This window comes from Paraburkholderia sacchari (assembly GCF_000785435.2).
Taxonomy (GTDB): Bacteria; Pseudomonadota; Gammaproteobacteria; order Burkholderiales; family Burkholderiaceae; genus Paraburkholderia; species Paraburkholderia sacchari.
Map to the genome: position 1 here is coordinate 621,676 of NZ_JTDB02000001.1, position 22,924 is coordinate 644,599.

General features: G+C 60.1%; 17 protein-coding genes and 2 pseudogenes. 12 read left to right on the forward strand and 7 right to left on the reverse strand.

Going from position 1 to position 22,924, the window contains the following annotated elements; all coding sequences use genetic code 11:
- The first annotated feature begins 208 nt into the window (after positions 1–208).
- The 5 genes from mdlC (at position 209) to NH14_RS02795 (ending at position 7,153) form a co-directional block, all read left to right on the forward strand.
- A complete protein-coding gene (gene mdlC, locus NH14_RS02775; RefSeq protein ID WP_052147809.1) occupies positions 209–1,819 on the forward strand; it encodes a benzoylformate decarboxylase in 1,611 nt (536 codons plus the stop codon).
- A 54-nt stretch (positions 1,820–1,873) separates the two neighbouring features.
- Positions 1,874–3,325 carry an aldehyde dehydrogenase gene (locus NH14_RS02780; RefSeq protein ID WP_035521690.1) on the forward strand — a complete coding sequence of 484 codons (1,452 nt, stop codon included), beginning with the start codon at positions 1,874–1,876 and terminating at the stop codon, positions 3,323–3,325.
- A gap of 235 nt (positions 3,326–3,560) precedes the next feature.
- The gene (locus NH14_RS02785) at positions 3,561–4,910 is read left to right on the forward strand and encodes an MFS transporter (protein ID WP_035521688.1); all 1,350 of its coding nucleotides are present in this window, start codon (positions 3,561–3,563) and stop codon (positions 4,908–4,910) included.
- A 16-nt stretch (positions 4,911–4,926) separates the two neighbouring features.
- Complete coding sequence (locus tag NH14_RS02790) at positions 4,927–6,087, forward strand: alpha-hydroxy-acid oxidizing protein (RefSeq protein WP_084225042.1); 1,161 nt, start codon at positions 4,927–4,929, stop codon at positions 6,085–6,087.
- A gap of 76 nt (positions 6,088–6,163) precedes the next feature.
- Positions 6,164–7,153 (forward strand): AraC-like ligand-binding domain-containing protein, encoded by a 990-nt coding sequence (locus NH14_RS02795; protein WP_084225040.1) that lies wholly within the window; start codon positions 6,164–6,166, stop codon positions 7,151–7,153.
- 44 nt (positions 7,154–7,197) lie between these two features.
- On the opposite strand, the pseudogene NH14_RS33315 reads toward NH14_RS02795, so the two are convergent.
- Positions 7,198–7,314, reverse strand: a pseudogene (locus tag NH14_RS33315) (4-hydroxybenzoate 3-monooxygenase); the annotation flags it as partial.
- A gap of 111 nt (positions 7,315–7,425) precedes the next feature.
- Between NH14_RS33315 and NH14_RS02805 the strand changes: the two are divergent.
- The 3 genes from NH14_RS02805 to NH14_RS02815 all read left to right on the forward strand — a co-directional run bounded on the left by NH14_RS02805 (position 7,426) and on the right by NH14_RS02815 (position 11,030).
- Entirely contained in the window at positions 7,426–8,502 is a 1,077-nt protein-coding gene (locus NH14_RS02805) for a carbon-nitrogen hydrolase family protein (protein WP_084225039.1), read from the forward strand.
- Positions 8,503–8,574: 72 nt separating this feature from the next.
- A complete protein-coding gene (locus tag NH14_RS02810; protein WP_035521684.1) occupies positions 8,575–9,810 on the forward strand; it encodes an MFS transporter in 1,236 nt (411 codons plus the stop codon).
- Positions 9,811–9,959: 149 nt separating this feature from the next.
- Positions 9,960–11,030 (forward strand): porin, encoded by a 1,071-nt coding sequence (locus tag NH14_RS02815; RefSeq protein WP_035521681.1) that lies wholly within the window; start codon positions 9,960–9,962, stop codon positions 11,028–11,030.
- A gap of 490 nt (positions 11,031–11,520) precedes the next feature.
- Here the strand turns inward: NH14_RS02815 and NH14_RS02820 are convergent, their stop codons facing one another.
- Positions 11,521–11,991, reverse strand: coding sequence for a YbhB/YbcL family Raf kinase inhibitor-like protein (locus NH14_RS02820; RefSeq protein WP_035521678.1), 471 nt, complete (start codon positions 11,989–11,991; stop codon positions 11,521–11,523).
- A 33-nt stretch (positions 11,992–12,024) separates the two neighbouring features.
- Positions 12,025–12,180: a hypothetical protein gene (locus NH14_RS02825; RefSeq protein WP_167556474.1), complete on the reverse strand. Its 156-nt coding sequence runs from the start codon at positions 12,178–12,180 to the stop codon at positions 12,025–12,027.
- 334 nt (positions 12,181–12,514) lie between these two features.
- Between NH14_RS02825 and NH14_RS02830 the strand changes: the two genes are divergently transcribed.
- From NH14_RS02830 to NH14_RS02845, 4 genes and pseudogenes are all read left to right on the forward strand, one after another.
- On the forward strand, positions 12,515–12,841 hold the full coding sequence (locus tag NH14_RS02830; RefSeq protein ID WP_035521674.1) for a hypothetical protein: 327 nt from the start codon (positions 12,515–12,517) through the stop codon (positions 12,839–12,841).
- Between the two features lie 161 nt (positions 12,842–13,002).
- The gene (locus NH14_RS02835; protein WP_035521672.1) at positions 13,003–13,581 is read left to right on the forward strand and encodes an elongation factor P; all 579 of its coding nucleotides are present in this window, start codon (positions 13,003–13,005) and stop codon (positions 13,579–13,581) included.
- Positions 13,582–13,812: 231 nt separating this feature from the next.
- Positions 13,813–14,550, forward strand: coding sequence for a BON domain-containing protein (locus NH14_RS02840; RefSeq protein WP_035521670.1), 738 nt, complete (start codon positions 13,813–13,815; stop codon positions 14,548–14,550).
- A gap of 136 nt (positions 14,551–14,686) precedes the next feature.
- A pseudogene (locus tag NH14_RS02845) lies at positions 14,687–15,380 on the forward strand (transposase).
- 1,436 nt (positions 15,381–16,816) lie between these two features.
- Here the strand turns inward: NH14_RS02845 and NH14_RS02850 are convergent.
- The 4 genes from NH14_RS02850 to NH14_RS02865 all read right to left on the reverse strand — a co-directional run bounded on the left by NH14_RS02850 (position 16,817) and on the right by NH14_RS02865 (position 22,906).
- The gene (locus tag NH14_RS02850; RefSeq protein WP_035521668.1) at positions 16,817–17,323 is read right to left on the reverse strand and encodes a glycine zipper family protein; all 507 of its coding nucleotides are present in this window, start codon (positions 17,321–17,323) and stop codon (positions 16,817–16,819) included.
- Positions 17,324–17,590: 267 nt separating this feature from the next.
- Entirely contained in the window at positions 17,591–20,953 is a 3,363-nt protein-coding gene (locus tag NH14_RS02855) for an ATP-binding protein (RefSeq protein WP_035521665.1), read from the reverse strand.
- Positions 20,950–21,618: a response regulator gene (locus NH14_RS02860; RefSeq protein ID WP_237179537.1), complete on the reverse strand. Its 669-nt coding sequence runs from the start codon at positions 21,616–21,618 to the stop codon at positions 20,950–20,952. The genes NH14_RS02855 and NH14_RS02860 overlap by 4 nt, the downstream gene beginning before the upstream one ends.
- A 256-nt stretch (positions 21,619–21,874) precedes the next feature.
- A complete protein-coding gene (locus NH14_RS02865) occupies positions 21,875–22,906 on the reverse strand; it encodes an EAL domain-containing protein (protein WP_035521663.1) in 1,032 nt (343 codons plus the stop codon).
- Positions 22,907–22,924 lie beyond the last annotated feature (18 nt).

The following is a 22,924-nucleotide window of genomic DNA, read 5'->3' on the forward strand; positions in this document are numbered from 1 at the left end:
TCGGCGGGCGACAGTATGCGAGCGACCGTGAATGCGCGCCAGACAAGGGCGAGCCGTAGTCGAGGCACTGCTCGAACTCCAGCAAGTCATGCCAAAATGTAATGAGTTTTGACTGATTTGGCAATTTTCAAACAACAGTCCAGCTTCCATACTCCGCTCCATCGCAATCACGGTCGGCTAACGAAGGTCGACGTATTTGGACATGTACATGGAGCACAGCACACAGGCCGTTGGCCGTCATGGCGCAGCGACGATCACGGTTCGACACGCCGTGATCGATTTGTTGAGGCGGCTCGGCATCACGTCCGTTTTCGCCAATCCCGGGTCGACAGAGCTGCCGATGTTTCGCGACTTTCCAGAAGACTTCCGCTATGTCCTCGGCCTCCAGGAGGCTGTCGTCGTGGGCATGGCGGACGGCTACGCGCAGGCGACCGGCAATGCCGCGCTGGTCAATCTGCACTCAGCAGCGGGCGTCGGGAATGCCATGGGGAACATTTTTACCGCTTACAAGAACCGTACCCCGCTGATCGTGACGGCTGGGCAGCAAGCGCGTTCGATTCTGCCGTTCGATCCGTTCCTCGCCGCCTCGCAGGCCACCGAGCTGCCCAAGCCGTACGTCAAATGGAGTATCGAGCCGGCACGCGCCGCCGACGTGCCGCTCGCAATCGCCCGCGCCTGGCACATCGCCATGCAGGAGCCGAAGGGGCCCGTTTTCGTGTCGATTCCAGTTGATGATTGGGATCAGCCCGCGGAAATGGTCGAGTCGACGCAGGTGAGCACGCGCGCACGCCCGGAGCCCGCGCTGGTTTCGCTTGTCAGCGAGGCGCTCGCCGGGTGCCGTAATCCCGCGTTCGTCGTCGGCGCGGAGGTCGATCGCGCTGGTGCCTGGGACGAGGTGGTCCAGCTCGCCGAGCAGCAAAGCGCCAGCGTGTACGTCGCGCCGATGTCCTCGCGGTGCAGCTTTCCAGAAGATCATCCGCTGTTCGCCGGTTTTCTGCCGGCCATGCGTGAAAAGATCGTTAGCCTTCTCGAAGGGCACGACGTGATCCTTGTGCTTGGCGCGCCGGCCTTCTCGTATCACGTGGAAGGCAGAGGTCCCCATGTCCCCGCAGGGGCGACGCTGTTCCAGATCATCGACGATCCCGCGACGGCAGCGTGGACGCCCGTCGGAACATCGATCGTGGCCAACCTGAAACTTGGGCTGAGCGACCTGATCGCCGCGTCGCCACCGACCTCGCGTGAGTATCCGGCACCCCGTCGCGCCGCGGAGCGGGCACAGGCAACCGAGGTCATCTCGGCGGCTTTCGCGCTGCAAACGCTGGCCGAAGTGCGCAAGGCAAATGATGTGGTGGTCGAGGAGGCACCGAGCGCGCGGCCGGTCATGCAGCGCTATCTGCCATTCACCCGTGCGCATACGTTCTTCACGATGGCCAGTGGGGGACTGGGTTATGGCATGCCGGCTGCCGTCGGCGTGGCGCTGGCGAAGCCGGAAAATCGGGTGATCGCGCTGATCGGCGACGGGTCGAGCATGTACTCGCCTCAGGCCATCTGGAGCGCCGTGCAGCTTGATTTGCCGATTACTTTCGTCATCCTTAACAATGCCCGCTACGCCGCCTTGCAGGAGTTCGCGCCCGTCTTCGGCTTCGCCCCGACTGATCCTGTACAGGGCACCGATCTGTCCGGACTGGACTTCGTCGCGTTGGCCAAGGGGATGGGGTGCGAGGGCGTTCGGGTTTCACATGCGGGTCATCTGAAAGCCGCGCTGGAGCAAGCGTTGGCGTCGGGCGAGACGCGGCTGGTCGAGATTGTCATCGGCTAACTGCTTGTGCATTTTTCTGTCCGTCAGGGCACCTTAACTGGAAGGTAAAGAGGCATGAACCAGGTATCCATGTTGATCAACGGCGAGCGTGTCGACGCGCGTGATGGGGCAACGTTCCAACGCCGAAACCCGCTCGACAACACCGTTGCAAGCACGGCGGCCGCCGCGTCAGTCGCCGACGCGAAGGCAGCCGTCGCTGCCGCCGCCAGGGCGTTTCCAAAATGGTCGTCGATGGGGCCGACCGAGCGCCGCGGGCTGTTATACAAGGCGGCAGATGCGCTGCAGGCGCGCGAAGCCGCGTTCGTCAAGGCTATGGCCTCGGAAACCGGCGCATCGCATCTCTGGGCCGCCTTTAACGTCAAGCTGGCAAGCGACGGCCTTCGCGAGGCGGCAGCGCTGACTACGCAGATCGGCGGCGAAGTGATTCCTTCCGATGTTCCCGGCAGCGTCGCACTTGGCGTGCGCCAGGCGGCAGGTGTTGTGCTCGGCATGGCCCCGTGGAACGCACCCGTGATTCTGGGCGTGCGTGCGATCGCTCTGCCGCTGGCATGCGGCAACACGGTTGTACTCAAGGGTTCGGAAATTTGCCCGATGACCCACGGCCTGATCGTCGAAGCGCTGCAGGATGCGGGCCTGCCCGCCGGTGTCGTGAACTTTGTGACGAACGCGCCTGAAGATGCGGGCGCCATCGTGGATGCCATCATCGCCGAGCCCGCCGTGCGACGCGTGAACTTCACCGGATCGACCCGGGTGGGCAAGATCATCGCGATGCAGTGCGCAAAGTATCTCAAGCCGTCGGTGCTCGAATTGGGCGGCAAGGCGCCGCTGCTCGTGCTGCACGACGCTGACATCGATGCCGCCGTCCAGGGCGCGGCGTTCGGCGCGTTCGCCAACTCCGGACAGATCTGCATGTCGACGGAGCGCATTATCGTGGACAACGCGATCGCGGACCCATTCGTAGCGGCGCTCAAGGCCAAGGCGACGAGCCTGCCCCTCGGAGACCCTCGCGAGGGGCCGGCCGTCCTGGGCTCAGTCGTCGACATGACGACGGTCGCGCGCTGCAATCAACTGATCGACGACGCGCTCGCCAAGGGCGCCACGCTCGTCTGCGGCGGCAAGGCCGACAGCACGCTGGTGCCTGCCACCTTGCTCGACCACGTTACTCCGGAAATGGCCATTTATCACGAAGAATCGTTCGGCCCTGTTAAAGCGATTGTCCGCGTCGATGGCGACGATGAGGCCGTCGCGTGCGCGAACGATAATGAGTATGGACTGTCCGCCGCCGTCTTCAGTCGCGACGTGGCGCGCGCGATGAACGTCGCTGGGCGCATCGAGACCGGCATCTGCCACGTCAACGGCCCGACGGTGCACGACGAGGCGCAGATGCCGTTCGGTGGCGTCAAGGCGAGCGGATTCGGTCACTTCGGTGGTAAGGCGGGGATCTCCGAGTTCACGGATCTACGCTGGGTGACCGTGCAGACAACGCCGCGGCATTACCCGTTCTGAGTCCGCACGGCGCTCTTTCACTCCAACGGAACAGCGGGAGGCGAGCGAGCGCCGACCGGGGCAGTGGCAGCAAACATAACGATATGGAACCTCGCGTCGGCTGGCCATCGCGCCAAACGGTTGCCATCAAGGAGACAAGCATGAACATCACCCACCGCATCTCGATGCGCTCTCTAGAACGAGGAGCGTTCCCCGTGTGTAGGTCTGCCCTCTCTTCCGCTTCGTGGGGTGCGCAATGAACGATCGAGCGCACCCGCTTCCCGCGGCGGTGGACATCGGCAACGTGCTGGACGATGGGCCGTTCTCGACGTTTCAGAAGATCGTCGTCTTCCTGGCCGCACTGTCCATCGTGATGGACGGGTTCGACGGCCAACTGATCGGTTTTGCCATTCCCAGTCTGATCAAGGAGTGGGGCATCACACGCAACGCTTTTGCGCCGGCGGTGGCGGCGGGGCTCGTTGGTATGGGCATCGGCAGTGCGTGCGCCGGGCTTTTTGCCGACCGTTTCGGACGACGCTGGGCGGTGATTGGCAGTGTCATGGTGTTCGGCGTCGCCACCAGCTCCGTGGCGCTGTCGCAGGACGTAATCTCCCTTGCCGCGCTGCGCTTCGTCGCCGGTCTGGGCATTGGCGGTGCGCTCCCGAGTTCTACCACGATGACGGCAGAATTCACGCCGGCGCGTCGCCGAACTGTCGCGGTTACTGCAACGATCCTGTGCGTGCCCTTGGGCGGCATGCTTGCCGGATTATTCGCGAACATTGTGATGCCGATGTACGGATGGCGCGGCCTGTTTCTTTTCGGTGGCGCATTGCCGGTGGTGATGTCTGCGCTGTTCTACTTCGCATTGCCAGAGTCGCCGCGCTATCTGGCGCGCCATCCAGCGCGGTGGCCCGAGCTTGGAGGGTTGCTCCGCCGCATGACGCGTGCCGTGAGCACAGACTCGACGTTCACCGATGCGATCGAGCAAAAAGCTGAGAAACGTGCCGGAATTAGCGCGCTTTTCGCCCCAGGTCAGAGGCGAGACACGCTGGCGATCTGGTTGGCATTCTTCATGAACCTGCTGGCCGTCTATAGTGCATTCAGTTGGCTGCCCACGATGCTCGCGGGCGAGGGGCTTGCCCCGGGGGTCGCAAGTTCGGGGCTGACGGCCTATAACCTGGGCGGTGTGTTCGGCGCCCTCGGGTGTGCCATCGCCATTGCCCGTTTCGGATCGCGCTGGCCATTGCTGATCTGCTGTCTGGCGGCTGCCGGCAGCGCGCTGGCCGTGCGAGCGCTTGGCTTCACGGGGCATACGTCGGTGCTGATTTTCGGCATCGGCCTGCACGGACTGTTCGTCAACGCGGTGCAGTCGACGATGTACGCGCTTTGTGCCTACGTCTACCCGACGCAGGTGCGTGCAACGGGCACGGCGACGGCCCTGGCTTTCGGCCGGCTTGGCGCGATCCTGAGTGCGTTTGCGGGTGCGTTTGTGATTACCGCGGGTGGCGCATCGCTCTATCTGGCGATGTTGACGACCGCGATGTTGCTTGTATTCGTTTGCTTGATGGTGGTTCGACGGCACATTCCTCCGGTCAAGAGAGCTTGAAAGACACAAACACCGAATGACGAAGAAAATGAAGGGCGTGTTCGACATCGATGACTATCGGGCCAAGGCAAAAAAGCGCCTTCCGGCCATGGTGTTCGATTATCTGGAGGGGGCCGCCGACGACGAGTCGGGACTCGACCACAATCGGGCGGCGTTTCACCGCTGGGAGTTTTGCCCACGCAGACTGGTGGACGTCAGCGCGCGGGAACAACAGACGCGGCTGCTCGGCAAATCGCTGCCGACGCCGCTCGTGATTGCGCCGACCGGTCTCAATGGCGCGTTTTGGCCGAAGGGCGATCTGGCCTTGGCCAAGGCGGCTGCCGGGGCCGGAATACCGTTTGCGTTATCGACCGCGTCGAACATGTCGATCGAGGAAGTGGCGCGGGAAGTACAGGGCGACCTGTGGTTTCAACTATACGTTGTCCACAAGAACCTCGCGAAAAGCTTCGTCGAGCGCGCATGGGCGGCCGAATATTCGACGTTGATCTTGACGACGGATGTGGCCGTCAACGGATTTCGCAAACGGGATTTGCGCAACGGGTTTGCCATGCCGTTCAGGACGAGTGTTCGTGCCGCCTGCGACGGCCTCACGCATCCGAAGTGGCTCTGGTCGTACCTCACGAATGGCATGCCGCAGCTGCGCAATTTCGCGACCGATACCACCTCGGATACGGCGGCTCAGGCGGCGGTGTTGCGCCGGGAGATGGACGCCGGATTCGATTGGGACGATCTGAAGCGTTTGCGCGATGCATGGCCGGGCAAGTTGCTGGTCAAGGGCATTCTCACCAGCGCCGACGCCACACGCTGTATTGAGGCCGGAGCCGATGGCGTCATCCTGTCCAATCACGGTGCGCGTCAGCACGCGGGGCTCCCCGTGCCCGCAAACGTCATTGCCGCTGTGCGAGACGCCGTGCCTGCATCTGACCTGATTGTCGACAGCGGTGTGCGCACAGGCGCCGACGTGGTGAAGGCGATCGCCCTCGGCGCCAATGCGGTAATGTTGGGACGGGCGACGCTCTACGGTCTGGCCGCGAACGGCGAGGCCGGGGTTGCGGATGTGCTGGCGATGATCCGGCGCGACATCGATCGCACGCTGGCGCTGATCGGGTGTCCGGCAATTTCGGCATTGACGCGTGACTTCGTGGCGGAGCGGCCCCTCATGGCGGCCGGCAGGTGATGGACTTGACGGAGACAATCCGGCGGAGGATTCTGTGATCCATCGCTTGCGATTCGCCACCTCAGCGGAGTCTCTCATGAAAGAACCAGCCCCCGAATCCGCTGCCACTCCCGCCGATCGCCTGGAGGCTTGGGCGCATCAGGTTGAGGAAAGCTGCGTACCGATGGTGTATTCGATGACGTCCGACGGGGCATTCGAGGGAGAGATGCTCGCTGTCGAAAATGGGGGGGTGCACGTCTCGAGGATTGCGGCTGTCGATCATGTCGCGAAGTATCGCCGCAGGGCGATGTCGTCGATCGAGGACGACTACCTGCTCGTCTCGATCCAGTCACGTAACCGATCTGCCATCGAACAGGATGGCCGTGTCGCAGTCGTTTATCCCGGCGATATGGTGTTGTTCGATGCTTCGCGCGACTTCGAATGGCATTTCTCCGGGGAGCACTATACCGTTCGATTTCCTCGTCAGTTGCTGACGGGGCTAGCGCCATTGAGCCGTCAACATACGGCGGTCCGTATCCCCGGTGAGGACGGCATTCGGCGCATTGCCACCGAGCATGTGGCAACGGTTCATCGTGAGCTGTTGCTCGAGCCGACGTGCGGTGAGGCCCGCGCTGGTTTGGCGGGGGTGACGGCACACCTTGTGGCCGTGGCCCTGGCGGACTTCTTCAACCGGATGCCGACGGCCGACACCAACCTGAAGACGATGCACATACTTCGGGCGCGCCGTTTCATCGATGAGCATTTGCGCGACCCGGAGCTGAATCCGGATCGAGTGGCAGCCGCACTCGGGTTGTCGAGTCGCTATCTGTATCGTTTGTTCTCCCGCGAGCACGAGTCGATGAGCGAGCGGATCATCACCGGTCGTCTGGACGGTTGCGCCGCGTGGCTGCGTCAACCGGCCTACGCGCATTTGTCCATCACCGAAATCGCGATGACATGGGGATTCAATGACCCCTCGCACTTCAGTCGCGCGTTCCGGCGCCATGCTGGGGTGTCTGCCAGGGAATACCGGCGACTAAGTGGCGTAGGTGCGGGCGTTCATCGCCTTGGATGCGTGGCTAGCTGACGCTGGATCATTGTCCTTGTCTGACGTAAGTCTCGGCGCGCTTTCACACCCGAAAACATCGCAACGATGTTCTTCTGGAAGATCTTGCCTTCCGTAATCTGCCAGCCGCCGGCGGTATCGACGCGTGCATGCAGTTTGGCCCAGATGCGGTCCCCCGACCAGGCAGTCGCAGTCAAGTTCGGGTTCAGCTTCAATCAAGCAACGCGAATATTGCGGCCCGACACTTCCGTGAAACGCGTTTGAAGCAGGCAAGAGCCGATTGGAGTAGAGACATGACACTTAAACACCCACGCTATAAGGCCGCCGTTGTTCAGGCGGCGCCCGCGTTCCTGGATCTTCAGGCTGGTATCGAAAAGTCGATCCGACTCATCGAGGAAGCGGCGAACAAAGGCGCAAGCCTCATCGCATTCCCTGAGGTTTGGTTGCCGGGTTACCCCTTCTACGTCTGGCTTGGTACTCCCGCGTGGTACATGCAAGAGGGGTACGTTCAGCGATATTTTGACAATTCACTCAGCTTCGACAGTCCAGAGGCTGAACAGCTCCGGGAGGCCGCGCGCACGCACTCGATTACCGTCGTCATGGGTTTATCAGAGCGCGCTGGGCGATCCCTGTATATTTCCCAATGGATAATCGGTCCGGATGGCGAGACGCTTCTTCAGCGCCGCAAGCTAAAGCCTACTCATCTGGAGAGAACCGTTTTTGGAGACGGAGCCGGGGAGGGGCTAACCGTCGTTGATTCAGCCTTGGGTCGGATTGGTGCCTTGTGCTGCGCTGAGCATGTACAGCCACTAACCAAGGCCGCGATGTTTGCTCAAGATGAACAGATACATGTCGCGGCATGGCCCAGCTTTTCCCTTTACGATTTTGCGAGCGCCTTGAGTTACCAGGTCAACAACGCAGTGACACGGACCTACGCTGTAGAAGGCGGCTGCTTTGTCCTCGCACCCTCGACAGTTGTCAGTCAAGAAATGATTGACCTTCTTTGCGATACTCCCGAACGGCGAAATTTGCTGAAAGCGGGCGGGGGCCATAGCGTAGGTTATGGCCCCGACGGTGCAGAACTCTTCGAGAAGTTGCCGCCCGACGTTGAAGGCCTCCTCTTCGCCGAAATCGATTTGTCGCTACAGTCGCTCTCGAAAGCAGTGTTTGACCCGGCGGGGCACTATGCACGACCCGATGTCGTCCGACTTGTGCTTGACAGACGTCGCCGCCCACCAATGCACGAGTTACGCGACAGAAGCGATGGGGTGGAGATTGGTGACGTCTCGGCAGCAGGAGGGGCACGTAACATCGAATCGATTGGCGGTGAGGAAGTCCACTCGGTCGAGACACCCGCGAACGATCGCTAATCTCATGTAAAAGTGGCTGGTCCCTGTAAAGAGACCATAGATGATGGATCGATTGGTATATAGGATTGCGAAATGAAACCAGAAAAAGACACTGGATACGAGTGGTCAATTGTGGTTCTCCTGGCTGTTTTATTCGGCGTCGTCGGGTTGGATAGGCTCGTTATCGTCTATCTCTTCCCGGTGCTGATGCCTGAGCTTGGACTGAACAATACTCAGGCGGGCGCCATTGCGTCAGTCCTCGCGTTGACGTGGGCGATATCGACGTGGGTGCTGGGGAGTCTTTCCGATCGATTCGGTCGAAAGAAGATTCTCATTGGATCTGCCGTCTTCTTCTCACTGATGACTTCCTTTACTGGCGTCGCAAAATCTTTCTGCAGCATGTTGGCTGTACGCGGACTTCTTGGGATCGGAGAAGGTGGAGTCTTCAGTACCAGTGTTGCAAAGATCGATGAGATTTCCACGCCACGAAAGCGCGGACTGAATCTGGGTATTCACCAATCATTCTTCCCGCTACTTGGAATTGGCTTGGGTCCAATCATCGCTACGCAGCTGATTCTTCACATGAGGTGGGAGGCGGTCTTTTTCGTTTTGGGAATTCCGGGAATTATCCTGACGATGATTCTCGCGAAGATAATGCGCAACACCTCGCCTCGATCGGTACACGCTAGCCAGCCGAACGAGAAAGGCAGCGCAGTTGCTGTGCTGAAGTTCCGGAACGTATGGCTAACGACGCTGATTGGCTCGCTGTTCCAGACCGGACTGTTCGTTTTCTCCACGTTTGTCGCTCTCTACCTGACGAAGGTTGCCGCCCTTCCACTAAGCGTTGTCGGTTTGATCATCTCCGGCTGGGGATTCGGCGGCTTCCTGGGCATGATCATCGTGCCCGCAATATCAGATCGCGTCGGCCGCCGGATTGTGCTCGTTCTGTCGGCAGCGCTGTACGGTGTTTTGATGCTTGCCTTCGTCGTGGTTGAGGCGGCACCGATTGCGAAGTTCGCGAATCTCTTCGCAGCCGGCTTCTTCGGATTTGGCATCGCACCCCTGTTCCTGGCTGTGATCCCATGTGAGTCTGTTCCGCCGCGGTTGACCGGCTCGGCAGTTGGGGTTCCCACCGCAGTAAGCGAACTCGTCGGTGGGGTGCTGATGCCAGTTGTGGCAGGCGGTGTTGCTGACAAGTTTGGTTTGACCTATCCGATGCTCATCGTCGGCGTTGTCTCCATATTAAGCGCGCTTGTGGGACTATTCCTTAAAGAAACATGTCCTCGTCGCCGCGGAGAGATTGAAGCTCGGCGAGTAGAGGTTGTCTAAGCCAAATTTGACCGGAGTTGAGTTCTCGCTCAGGTCTGGAATCCACGCGTCGAGATGTTTCTGTGGCGCTTCTTGTCAAGAGAAAATTCGATATGCAACATTAGCATTGCTTATTGTTATAAATATACTTTAAAGGTCGGGAGATTTTGATGAAGAGGTTGTATGTTGTCAGGCCCGCAATCGCTGTCTCCGCCGGGCTTATTTTTTCTGCCGGATCTCACGCGCAGAGTAGCGTTTCGCTGTATGGCATTGTCGACTCTGGTTTGATTTATTTGAACAAAACCAGCGGAAACAGTGGAAAGTTGGTTGGTTTTAATGATAGTGGAAATCTTCCGTCACTATTCGGAATGACTGGATCTGAAGACCTTGGCGGGGGGCTCTCGGCCGAGTTCAAGCTTGAAAGTGGTATCGACACTGCCAATGGCAGCTATAACAACTCGAACGGCAACGTTTTCGGCCGCAACGCATGGGTCGGAATGAAAGGCGGGTTTGGCGAAGTCCGCGCCGGCTTGCAGCAATCTCCGTATTTCATGTCGTTGATTGCACAGGACCCGCGACACCTGTCAAACTTTGGCAGTTCCATCCTGATTCTCGCCAATGCCGCTGGTGCAACCAGTATTTTCAACCCCAATGCCATATCGTATACAAGCCCGAAACTCGCGGGGTTTCAAGGTAGCGCGATGTACGCATTGGGCGGCGTGGCAGGAAATTTCCAGTCCGGCCGTCAATACTCCGCCAGTCTGAGCTACACCTGGAGCGGGCTCGCCATCAATGCTGCCTATTACAATGGCAATCCTGGTGGCAACGTGTCGACTACGCCGCCCACCACCGTGGGATTCGATGGCAAGTTGATTGGCGCGACGTACACGATCGGCTCGTTGACCGTAAAAGGTTCATATGAAAGGATCAAGGTTGGCGGCGGGGCTAACAACGACGTGTACGGTGGCGGCGCCGACTACATGCTCCGCCCGGACATCGACTTGAATGCCGGCGTCTGGTATGTCGACAACCGCGCCGTTTCCGGCAGCCATTCGTTGTTAGGGGCGATCGGCGCGTACTACTTCGTCTCGAAGCGCACTTCGGTTTACGCCCAGTTCGGCATGGTCAATAACCACGGTGCGCAGGATCTGGGTCTTTCGATTAGCCAGGGACCAACCACCTTGCACGCCCCCACAGGGACAACTACGGGCGCCTCAGTCGGGATCTCCCACACGTTCTAGCCTGACTTTTTGACGAGGCGGCGCGCAAGTGAGGAAGAAGTCATATGCCGAGTTGCGCGTCGGCTGACTTGCAGAATGGTGTGTTCCCCTGCGTTCGCTTTGCAGGCGATTAGCTCGACGCATGGCTGACGATTACGTTGCTCTTCCAACGCGTCGCGCAGAAGCAATTCGTGGCACGTCGCGGTGCTGAGAGAGTTGTAATATGACGACATCGCCGTCCGGTTAACGCCACGGAAGTGCCTATGGCAGGCCTGGCGTTTTCAGCGGCCCAGTTCCATTTTGTTCCGCCACTCAGCAGGGGTAGATCTGGGGGTAACCGCGTGTCGCCACATTGCCAATCCCTTACGGGACGGGCCGGAGCGCCTACGATGAGAGTCCGACCCGGCCCACCATTTGCTGTTCCATAGAGTGCCAGCGTATTCCGTTGGACTCGCATGGGAAGCTTCGACGAGGAATCGACAGCCCCGGGTTCGCGCACAGCGTCTGCGTGTTACTTCTGGAATGTGCCGAGCAGTTCGGTGTGCGCCACCACATGACCTTTCATCGCCGTCTCCAATGCCGCCTTGGTGGGCTTGTGAAGGTCGGGCAGCACGGTGTCGAGTGCGTAGAGCTTGTGAAAATACCGATGACGGCCAACCGGCGGGCATGGGCCGCCATATGTGGTGCGATGGAAGTCGTTGGTCCCTTCGAGTGTGCCTGCCGGGAGCGCGCCCGCCGCGACACCCTCCTGAAAACCGGGCGCCGTCGCCGGGATGTTGTAAAGCAGCCAGTGGACCCATGTCATCCTTGGTGCGGCCGGGTCGGGCGCGTCGGGGTCGTCCACGATCAGCACGAGGCTCTTCGCATTGGCGGGTACCCCGGACCACGCGAGCGGCGGCGAGACGTCCGCGCCCTTGCAGGTATAGCGCCGAGGAATCTCGCCCCCTTCCTGGAAAGCCTGCGAGCTAAGGGTGAAGGCCATCGTGCACTCCTCGGCGTCTTTCCGCGCCGCCGGCTAGTGCTTGCGATGCATCCAGCCCATATGGTGCGTGTCGAGCCACTGGCTCAGGCTCTCGCCCGGGTGATCTCGCCTGTAGCGACGGGACAAGGCCCCTGCAACGACAACGAGCACCACAAGGCCAACCCAAAAGCTGATCATTGACTGAGTCATGGCAGCCTCCTTCTGGAATGCGACCATTATTAAATTCTACTCGTTGCCGGACGGACTGGCTCAATTCGAGCAGGCTGGTTACAAACCTCCGGCGTAGCGAAACCGCGCTGCTCGTCGGCTGCGACGCTGATTTCGTCGGGCGCCGTAAGGACCGGTCCGGGCGACCGATTGTGACCTGGACTGGAGAGGCGTCTTTTGCGTGCGCGGGTGTTGTCTTGACGCGGTGCAACGTCGCTGGCCGCCGACTGGAGCAGGCGAATGGCGATGGCACGGCCAACACACCGGCATCTGCTGCCTGAATTTATCTGGAACTGGTGTTCAAGAAGGGGGCATCATGTTGCAAGCCAGTGAAATCCAAAAGCGCTTTACTCATATTCAGCAAACCGTCAGCGAGGCTTCACGGACCATGCATGCCGACGCGACAATTCCACAGCGTTTGATGAAATGGATAGATGAGCTTGAAAGGGAATGCAAATCGGCAAAGAAGATTTTGTCGTCCAGGGACGAGGATTGCATCCGGAAGTGCGTCGGTGAAATCGAACGGATCGGTGATCGTGCGCAGCGCGCTTGCCAACAGGAGAGCGGCCTCGCCGCCGGAATCATGGATAGTGTGAGTTCGATGCATGCCGAACTCTCCAACCTGAAGCGGCAACTGCACTGACCTGGCTGAGAGCACCGGTCCAACCCGCCCGGTCCAATTGCACCTCGGCGCGTCAAGGCGCACCGCAAAGCTTCTGCTTGACGCGCGGCCGCCCGCTTCGGTGTGACTGCAGTGCCAGGCTGAAGATGTCGTCACCTTGCTGGCAAGGCGGAGACAGGCAAATGGTAGAAGCATCCGGATTGAAGCCGGGCATGGTCTTCATGCTTGAGGGCGAACTTCATAGTGTCGCCAGCGCCGGGTACCATGCCGGCGGTGGCCAGCAGGGTAGCGCGGTGTTTGCCAGGGTCAAGAACCTGAAGACCGGGCATATCAGGGAGTTGCGGCTACACCCGGGCGACAGGCTCGAAGAGGTCGCGCTCGATCACAAGGAGATGGAATATCTGTATGCGGACGGTGTTGCCTTCTACTTCATGGATCCGGACACCTTCGAGCAGATCAGTTTGCCTTTGGCAGCCATTGGCGCATACGAAAAGTTCCTTCGGTCCAACATGCGAATCCCGATCGCGCTTTATGAAGGCGAGCCGGTCACCATTGCGTTTCCGCATGCGGTTGAGTTAAGCGTGGTGTCCGCGCCGCCGGGCGTGCACGAGCACGCAACCTCCACTTTCAAGACGGCCACGCTCGAGAATGGCCTGGAAGTTCTCGTTCCCCAGTTCATCAAGGAAGGGGATACGGTGCGAATCGAGGTCGCGTCAGGAAAATACATGGAGCGGGTAAGGCGAGAACCGCGAAAGCCCTGACTTCGTCGTTTATTTGTACTCCGGAATGGTTGCAAGAGATCCGGATGCGGGTTTGGAGGCAATCATGCATGACATTCTCGCGGGTTACGATGGCTCAGTTTCCGCATAGCAGCATCGTGATTGGACGGAAGCAATATCTATAATGAACTGGGTAGCGCCCACCTCGCCCGACTAGTTTTGGGCTGCAGCGCGGTGGGGTGCTGCTTCGTCCCCCTTTGCGCGAGGCAGATCATGCAACGCACCGAAGTGATCCTCAGGCAGGTGATGGCAGCGTTCGAACGCGAATCGCACCTGAAGCTCCACAATTCCTCCATTCATATCCGCCTCGAGAGCGGTGCTTTGACTGTTGCCGGCGAGGTGCCGGACGTTGCGTCGAAGAAACGGCTGATTCAGTTGACCCGGGCCTACAGCGCCGGCGAACCGCTCATCGACCAGTTGCGCGTTAGCGCTGAGCCGCCGATCGGGGACGGCGAGTTGCGCACGCGGATCTGCGAACGCATTTTGCAGACGATCGAATACCGCAACTGCGTAATCTGTATGCGCGTAAAAGGCCAGCTCGAAATGCTGCGTGGCACCATGGACCAGGCCGGCGAGGAGGGCAGCGGCGTTGTGGAGGTGACGGTTGAAGATGGCGTCGTGACCTTGACGGGCCAGGTGATCAGCCTGTCGCATCGACGACTCGCGAGTGCGATCGCGTGGTGGGTCGGCGGGTGCCGGGACGTGGTGAATCTGCTGGAGTTGGTGCCTGCTGAAGCGGATGGCGACGAAGAGATCTGCGAGGCACTCACTCTCGTGCTCGAAACCGACCCGCGCGTGCACGCTGCGCAAATCACCATCAATGTGGAGGACAAGCGGATTACGCTCGCGGGATGCGTGGCAACTGAAGCTGAGAGACGGCAGGCAGAGATGGATGCGTGGTGCCTTGACACAATTTCTGGCGTGGTCAACCGGATCGAGGTGCGAGCCTGACCGTGTTGGGGGGCGCACCGTCAGCCATGTGAACGCCCCTCTTTCGAAAAGCAGTACGAAGTGAGCGGCCCCGGATTTCAATCCCCATCACTAGACTGTGTCAGGAACTTCAGCTCAGGCCTGGTAACCTGGGCAGATAGAAAAACGCAAACCGTACCCGAGTGACGTGTCTGACGAAGAATGGAGTTTCGCGGCATCGTACCTGACGCTGATGAGCAAAGACGCGCCGCAACGCCGATACGAATTGCGCGAGATGTTCAATGCACTGCGCTGGATGGCGAGAGCTGGTGCTTCGTGGCGTATGCTGCCGACCAACTTCCCGCCGTGGGAGCTGGTCTATCAGCAGACTCAACGTTGGATTCGTGCAGGCTCCTTTGAAGCGATGGTGAGCGACCTGCGCTCGGTGATATGCGTGGCACAAGGACGAAGTGGGCAGCCAAGCGCGGTAATTCTTGACGGCCGCACATTGCAGTGGACTTGCGAGAGCGGCCCGCGCGCAAGTGAGCGAACTCGCGCGGCAGGTGCAGCACGCCACGGGACAGGCAGTGAGAATCGCGTTTGCTGACCAAGGCTACACAGGCGCGGAGCCAGCGGAGGCCGCGCGCGACGAAGGTATCGAGCTTCAGGCGGTCAAGTTGCCGGAGGCGAAAAAGGGCTTTGTGCTGTTGCCCCGACGCTGGGTGGTTGAGCGCAGCTTTGGCTGGCTCAATCGCTTCCGGCGCTTGACCAGAGACTACGAACGCTTGCCTGAAACGCTGGCCGGACTCCACTTCATTGTCTTCGCTATGCTCATGCTTGTTCATTTCGCAAACCTTAGCAATAGCTGCTAACACGCTATAGCGGGCTCGCTTTCGCAAAAAGCCTGGGCGTAACGCCTTCAACTCATTCGAGTTGCACCACAACCGTACCACTTCCCATTTTCTAATTTCTACGATTGCGAGCGCAATCACGAAGAAGCAATATTTCCGGGGGCGGTCGTAGCGAACAAGTAGCAGATATCGGTTGACGTATGTGAGTACCTCCTTTGCGCCCGCCTTCGAGCGGGTGCGTTTATTTGCGCACCCGGCATGAACTCACTCCTGCGGGCGCAAGCCCCGCCGCAAGCTCGTCATAGCGAGTGAAGTGAAACGCAGCCACCACAATCATTCCGCTTGAGCCTGATGAAGATCTGTATTCTCTCTGCCGTTGTAGTCATGACATTTGCCGCCGGTTGTACGACGGCATCCGGTCCGACGCACAACGTGGAAGCCGTAAAGTTGTCGAATTCCCGCGAGGGCTGGGGCGTTCATTGCCACGGTTTGTTCGAAAGCAGCAAGACCTGTTTCAAACTTGCCAGCAAGGTTTGTGGCGAGAAACCTGTGCAGGTGAACTATGCATTCGATCGGCCCGAAAGCGGTTTGAGCCCGAAGGAAGATGCCCGTGATTTTGTTTTCACGTGTGGCGTATCAACCCGGTCCGCGGTCGATACGCCGACGTCAGTGGGGGCAGGTTTGCCGCGGAGCTTGAGGTAGTGCCTCAGGGTAGTCGCTGAGTCCTTCGCAATCCACCCGGTGCTCCGCAACCGGCCGCGCGAATTGTTGGCGCACGCTGGCTGAAGCTCGAAGTCAGTGAGTTCGCTGTTGACGGCTAATGAGGGAATGAGCGCGAGCCAGCGAAGGTGATCGTTCAGGCGATGCTTCTGTCAAAAAGGCGGGCAATATTTCAAAACTGCAAAATCAAGTTTCAAATCTGAATGCATTTCACTGCCTTTGCTTTGCTAAGGCGCGAAAACATGAGTTTTGGCTGCTTGCCGGCTGTCTGGCGCATTCCTTGCTTTATCGTTGACGGTTAAAAACCAGCAGCAATGAGCCCCTATTTACGCGATTACGTAATGAAAGAAGGCCGTTCCTTAATGTTTTAGGAGGATGGAGCAGGATGAATGATCTGTATGAATCGAAACAAAACGTTGCCGTAGGCATCACGGACTCCAAACCTGTTTCGGACCGGGCCACACCAGTTCGGGCACGTGACATCAACACGTGCCCGAACTGGGCGTGGGCGGCTCCGCAGGGTCAATATGACTGGATGGACTCCAACTCACTTTTGATTGACCTCGAGTAATGGTCGAGAATTCCTGCCATTAGCTATGCGGTCTCACCCCGGTAGCAACGTCATGCGCGGTGTCGCGTTCGTTTTGCGCATTTCGTTGTTACCGGTGGTCGAGCAGGTCGCTGTCGATGCACGAGAGAGCCGGGCGTTGCGGTTCTGAAACCGCTCAGATGACCGCTCAGTTGACGGTATAACCGCGGCCGGTCATGCAGGCGCCCCATGCGCGCCAGTACGACGACGTTCCTGCCGCATTATTCGCCGCAATTTGCGCGTCATAGGCACCTGCTGCTCGCCGCGCCTGACGATGCTCGATGCCCCCGACCATCGTGCCGATAGCGGCGCCAGCAGCGGCGCCCCTTCCTGCGTCGCCGGCGATGGCTCCAGCCACAGCGCCTGTCGCGGCGCCTCGGGCCGCGCCCACAACACGCTGCCCACCGGGCGCCATAACGGGGGCGGGCGACGTTGCCGCCCATGCCGGATCGAAGCCCGTTTGCTGCTTGGCCCAGCTATAGCAGGCGCCGTCGTCGGCGGATTGCTGATACGGTGTTTGTCCGCGTGCGGGATAGGCCAGGGGCTTCGCGTAGATGACCTGTGCGTGGGCGTTCTGCGCAAGGCCGGCGGCCGTCACCGAAGCCAGCGCGAGCGCTACCCGCATGATCTGCATAAGGTGTGAATGTTTTTTCATTCGTTATCCTGACAAGTCAATCATCCAGGGAGCTGGCGACGCTCAGTGCGACGGCGAAGCGAATGTACATTGAGCGCGGACGCAGCAGCTTCCCTACGATGTTCCTGAAAAAGGCGCCCGCACGAAGGCGGGCGCGAAAGGAGGACTCACATACACTACTGGACAGATCTGCCGCGTGATCGCTGCAGTTGTCATGATCATGTTGGGGCTTGCGGGCAACGCCCGCAATCATAGAACTTGGAAATGACGGAGTTGGAAGGCGTGGCGCTAACCGGGCCGATCGGGATGCGCGGCATCGGCACGCGCAAGCCGGCACATTTGAGTCAGACTCTGCAGAATGAATTCGGACTGGAGCCTGGTTTCGTCATCCCAATGCTCGATCTCCGTAAGGTAGAGGCGCAGGTCCTCGCACAAGGCGAGCAGCTGGGAAGGTTCGAGCACCGAGAGCATTCCCGAGGTACGGTGCAGCAATCGTTCGAGGCGAGTGCGATCCTGATCGGCAATGGCGCTGCGATATGCCCGAATGTCGGCTTCGGTCTGATCGACAAACGCCCGGGCATACCCGGCGGGTACTTGCGGGATATCGGGGTTCTCGTGCGCGCCGGACCGGGCGCTTGGATCCGGCACTTGCAGGCTCTCGTCGAGATGCGCTGCCTCTGTGGCTGTGACGGCCTTGCCGCGCAGCGCTGAAGCGAGCACGGCCAGCGGAACCGGTTTGGTGAAGTAGTCGGCAAAGCCCATTGCCCGTCCTTCGGCAATGTCCTCAGGTCGCGTGCTTGCACTTACTGCATAGACGGGCATCGGCAAGGCACTACGGCTCATTTCGCGAAGCAGTTCGAATCCGTTCATATCGGGCATGTCGATATCGGTCAGAACCACGTCGACGTGTGCATTCGCCAGCATCGCGAGCGCCTCGTGACCATTGCCAGCCTCGAGAACCTTCGCGCCCAACATGGATAGCTGATCGCGCAGAAGGCTCCGGTTCAACGGGTTATCTTCCGCGACCAGCACGCGCAGACCCGCCAACAGTTCGCTCGGCGCAGCGCTCGCCCGGCCGTCCGCGGATCGAGTTGCACCCGCGGCAAGCCGGGGCGTTCCTGAAATTGCTGCCCGCAGGGCGGCGTGAAGGCCGGCACGGCTATAGACCGATACATCCTGGCCGCCGTCCGCGCGCGTGGTGGCGAGCAGGGGACCCTGCTGCTTCAACCAGACGATGGCGGTCGCTGTGGGCCACCATGCGAGCACTTCCGCGGGATCGAACTCTTCGGTGACCATCAGACAATTGAACGTCTCGCGCTCAACGGGCTCGCTCAGGTCCGACATGGCGATGGGTGTCGATGCGCCCCAGTCAAATTGATTCAGCACTGCTTCATGGTACTCGGACGCCCGCATCAGCATTACGGTACGGTTTGGCGGCAAACGCATGGACTTGCACGCCTCGTTGCCGTGGTTCACGGCCTTGAGCGGCAAGTGAACGGTAACGCGTGTGCCCATGCCCACCATGCTGTCCAGCATGATCCGGCCGCCCATCAGCTCGCACAGCTTCGCGCAGATCGATAGCCCGAGGCCGGTCCCGCGTGCGCGGGCGAGGCGATTCGGGGCGGCCTGTGAAAACGGCTGAAAAAGTCGATGCCGCTCGTCCTCTCGTATCCCAACACCGGTATCGGACACTTCGATTTCGATGCCCTCGTCGCCCCAGCGCGCACGCAATACGATCTTGCCGGAATGCGTGAACTTCAAGGCATTGTTCAGGAGGTTATTGACGATCTGCGAGAGGCGCACCGGATCGAAGTAAAGCTCAGCGGGGATATGACGGTCGAATACGGCATGCAAGGTCAACCCGCGCTTGCTGGCTTCACGCGCATGCGACGTGGCAAGGTGCTCAAGCAGCTCGACGAGCGAGCCGGGTTCTTCGGCAATACTCATCGCACCGATGTCGATCTTCGAAAAATCGAGTACGTCGTTGACCACTTGCATGAGCCCTTCGGCCGAGACTTGCATTGCGCGCACGCGCTCACGTTGCTCGGCTTGCAGCGGGCCCATGGCAATGAGCTCGATGTTTCCCACGAGAGACGAAAGTGGCGTGCGTATCTCATGGCTCATGGAAGCGAAGAACGCGAGTTTTGCCTTCGCAGCGGCATCGCTTGCGAGCTTGGCTTGCCGCAGCAATTGATTCGAGTGATGGTGCTCCGTCACGTCCACGATGGCGCAAAACAGCACGGCTTCGTGGCGGACCTCCGCGGGGGCGTAGGTGATCTCCAGCGACACCGGGCTGCTTCCGGCGCGGTTCAAGGTAAGCGGGATCTGGAACAGGCCGCTCTCGCCGACGGCCGTATTCTGCACGTCGGGACGGGCGGCGAGTGCGGCGCGAAGAGCCAGAGGCAGGCGTGCGTCTTCCTGTGCAAGACCTAGCACTTCGCGCGCAATTGGGTTCGAAACGATGATCTCCAGGGTTTCGCGGCGCACGATGCACAGGCCGACCGGCGTGACATGAACGAGGAGATGATTGAGCATTTCGCTCTCGAGCGCTCGCGACGCTTCTTCGTATGTGACCACCAGAAACCGGTAGTTCCAGTGCCGGTACATGGCGAACAGCAAGCCCAGGGCTGCCGCTGCAATTGCGCCGACCAGCAATAACTCGCCGGTCATCTTGCGTGCCTGTTGTCCGGGCGGGAGCACGAAAACGAGCCGCCCGAAGTCAGCGGCGAGCGGAGCAAGCCGCAGCGCCCAGCCATAGCCCGCCACCCAGTGAAAGACGCCGTCTTCCCGCTCGGGCAGCTTGCGGTCGAGCTGTTGTGCATCGACGCTTTTGCCCGAGCTGGCCAGCGGCACGCCAAAACTGTCGAAGAAGATGGCGTCAGGAATCGACAATGCCTGTCTTGCCGGCTGAAGCAGATCTTTGAGGGCGATGCGGGTGAGGACGACCGCGTAGATGCGGGTGCCTTTCGCTACCAGCGATGCGCCGATCATTTCCGGACTGTCGTCCACGGCCGTAGCGGGCATCGCCAGCCAGACAACGCGTTTCTCTCTTGCGGCCTCCAGCGGATCCAGCTTTGCGGTGCGATAGTGGTTGAGCACAGCCTCCACAATCATCGCGGCAGGCATGGGCGGGTGGCGGCCTTTGTTGGCCGACTCCCCCGTGGGCGGCACGATGTACCAGTATGCGGCGCCATCGGCGACCGAGATCATCTCGATCGAAGGCCTCTGGCCTGCTGCAAGCAGCGTGCGGACGGCCTCATCGCAGCCTTGCCGAAGAACGTCGTTGTTCGGACCAAGGAGAGAGACACGTGCACACAGCTTGCCGGCGACGGGGCGGTGATCAGCGTGATCAGCGCGATAGCCGTCGTTGGCGCGCAGGTCGAGTATGAGGTTGGCGGCCATGAGGGCGCTGCGGCGCTCGAGCACCGCATCGACGATACCTTGCTCGTAGATGCGCGCGAGTTGTTCCTGTGCCCGCAGCGAGTCGCTCAGCCGCACGAGGAAGATCGCACCAGCGCCCGCGAGCGTGACAAGCACTAGTAGCAGCACCACGATCGAGAAGACGCGCCGCTCGCGCAGCAGGTTTTTCTCGACGGAGTCGAAGGTGCGCAGCGGCGAATCGTTGTATCGAGGTGTTGCCGGCTTCTTCATGCAAGGCCGTTCTCGCGCGCGTAGGCGATCAGGTCCGCGTTGTTGGCGATGTTGAGCTTTAGCATGGCGGACCGCTTCTGGGCCGCGACGGTCGCGAGGGAGCGATGAAAACCGGCGGCGATCTTCGTCAGCGAGTCGCCACTCGCGAACATGCGTACGACCTCGAGTTCCTTGGGAGAGAGCAGGCGGGCACTGGCGCCGGGGCGTCCACCGGCACTGGCGATCCGATTGGCGATGGCCTTGGAGAGATGCGGGCCGCCGCTTTCCGAAACGGCGTCGAGGCAGATCCGGCGCAGGATTTCGGGATCCTCGGTTTTCCCGACAATTCCGCTAACCCCCTCGGCCTGAATGCAGGCAAGCAGCCCCGGATTGGTGAGCATGGTGAAGACGACGATGGGCATCTGCGGAAAGCGGTTTCTGATCCGCTGGATCATGCGCAGACCGTCGTCGTTGCCTTGCTCGCGCTCCATCGAGAAGTCGGTGACCACGAGGTCGAAGCGTTGCCGCTCGAGCGCTTCGAGAAGTTCGTTGCCCGACTGGCACATCGCGACGTCCTGAAGCCTGAGCGGACTCAGAACGTCCTTGATCGCGAGCCGTATCATCGGATGATCGTCAGCAATCGCGACCGACAACGCACGGGAAAGTGGCGCTTGTGTCATCAGCATGTTCCCCACGCAGAGCAGGCGTGCGGCGCCTGGAGCCATACGACAGCGACGATATTTCGAAAAATTACAATCACGGCAGGTAGTGTCATGTGCGGATCAGAGGCTGATGGCCCCTTGCCGCAAGGGCGCTCGACGGCGTTTGGCCGGTCGAGCGCATTTTTGAGAAAGTGGAGTTTATCCGAATTGCACTTTCTTCCGCGCTTAATCCCGCACTGTATTTTTGAGGGACAAAAGAACTTGAATCGTGTGCGTTCATTCACGCAGAGAGCTTGTTCACAACGGCAATGGAATTCCATCGCTTCTCGTCGCCGCCTCGGTTCGATGTTCCGCCGCCGGGTGACCCCGGCAGCCGGGAAAGGAATGCCTCGCCGGAGACCGGATTCGAAATCAGGCTGCCTTGAACGTCCAGATTGGCGAATCGGCGAAGCCACGCGAGTTGGGCATCGGTCTGAACACCGTCGACGGCAATCGAGATTCCCAGGTCGCGAGCGAGACTCGCCACGCTTGTTAGTATCGCGCTGGCAGTTCGGTCATCTGGCAGGCTGCTTGTGAATCGGCGGCCAAATTTGAGCCCGCTGATCGGCAATGCAATGAGGCTCGACAGCGTCGAATGTTCCATGCCGAAGTCGTCGAGCACGACGGCGACGCCGATACGCCGCAACTCGGACAGCCGCTCGATGAGCGTCCGGGGAATGTCCCGGTCCCTCGGCTCCGGCATTTCGAATTTCACGCAATCCGGCCGGATGGCGTGACGCCGGATGCAGCCCATGACCATAGCGGTGAAGTCTTTCGCGAGGAGTTGCTCGAGCGAAATATCGATTGAGAGCGCTACGCCATCTGGTGTGTGGCGCTGCCATCGAGCGAGATTGGCGCATCCGAGTTCGAAAATGGTTTCGAACACCGGGGGCGATGAGTTAGCCTGATGCCCGAGTCGTGCAATGCCTCTTTCAGGCAATGGCGCCCTGGGCAGATCACTCCACCCGGCGATGGCTTCCGCGCCGGTCAATGCGCCAGAGCGCGCCGAGACGATCGCCTGGTAGGCGACCCGCAACTCGCCCGGCAAAGCGGGAGCCGATGGCGATGGATGGTCTTTGCCAATCTGTTTGGTATCCAAAGCATTGAGCCTCTTCTTGTTGCGCCGCAAGCAACTCATCATGCCCGTCTCCCCCGTTGTGAATTCTATCGTTTCCCGAAGATAGGGCACGTTTTCCCTCAAGGCTATCGTAGAAGTTAGAAACGCTTCGCTGGTGCACTGGAAGTGCGACGCAAGGCGGTGCCAGCCGGGCAATTTCTGATTCCTGTGATA

What these genes read in the sequence shown, in the direction of transcription:
- mdlC (WP_052147809.1), top strand. Translation starts at nt 209, where the DNA reads ATGGAGCACAGCACACAGGCCGTTGGCCGTCATGGCGCAGCGACGATC.
- NH14_RS02780 (WP_035521690.1), top strand. Translation starts at nt 1,874, where the DNA reads ATGAACCAGGTATCCATGTTGATCAACGGCGAGCGTGTCGACGCGCGT.
- NH14_RS02785 (WP_035521688.1), top strand. Translation starts at nt 3,561, where the DNA reads ATGAACGATCGAGCGCACCCGCTTCCCGCGGCGGTGGACATCGGCAAC.
- NH14_RS02790 (WP_084225042.1), top strand. Translation starts at nt 4,927, where the DNA reads ATGACGAAGAAAATGAAGGGCGTGTTCGACATCGATGACTATCGGGCC.
- NH14_RS02795 (WP_084225040.1), top strand. Translation starts at nt 6,164, where the DNA reads ATGAAAGAACCAGCCCCCGAATCCGCTGCCACTCCCGCCGATCGCCTG.
- NH14_RS02805 (WP_084225039.1), top strand. Translation starts at nt 7,426, where the DNA reads ATGACACTTAAACACCCACGCTATAAGGCCGCCGTTGTTCAGGCGGCG.
- NH14_RS02810 (WP_035521684.1), top strand. Translation starts at nt 8,575, where the DNA reads ATGAAACCAGAAAAAGACACTGGATACGAGTGGTCAATTGTGGTTCTC.
- NH14_RS02815 (WP_035521681.1), top strand. Translation starts at nt 9,960, where the DNA reads ATGAAGAGGTTGTATGTTGTCAGGCCCGCAATCGCTGTCTCCGCCGGG.
- NH14_RS02820 (WP_035521678.1), bottom strand. Translation starts at nt 11,991, where the DNA reads ATGGCCTTCACCCTTAGCTCGCAGGCTTTCCAGGAAGGGGGCGAGATT.
- NH14_RS02825 (WP_167556474.1), bottom strand. Translation starts at nt 12,180, where the DNA reads ATGACTCAGTCAATGATCAGCTTTTGGGTTGGCCTTGTGGTGCTCGTT.
- NH14_RS02830 (WP_035521674.1), top strand. Translation starts at nt 12,515, where the DNA reads ATGTTGCAAGCCAGTGAAATCCAAAAGCGCTTTACTCATATTCAGCAA.
- NH14_RS02835 (WP_035521672.1), top strand. Translation starts at nt 13,003, where the DNA reads ATGGTAGAAGCATCCGGATTGAAGCCGGGCATGGTCTTCATGCTTGAG.
- NH14_RS02840 (WP_035521670.1), top strand. Translation starts at nt 13,813, where the DNA reads ATGCAACGCACCGAAGTGATCCTCAGGCAGGTGATGGCAGCGTTCGAA.
- NH14_RS02850 (WP_035521668.1), bottom strand. Translation starts at nt 17,323, where the DNA reads ATGAAAAAACATTCACACCTTATGCAGATCATGCGGGTAGCGCTCGCG.
- NH14_RS02855 (WP_035521665.1), bottom strand. Translation starts at nt 20,953, where the DNA reads ATGAAGAAGCCGGCAACACCTCGATACAACGATTCGCCGCTGCGCACC.
- NH14_RS02860 (WP_237179537.1), bottom strand. Translation starts at nt 21,618, where the DNA reads ATGCTGATGACACAAGCGCCACTTTCCCGTGCGTTGTCGGTCGCGATT.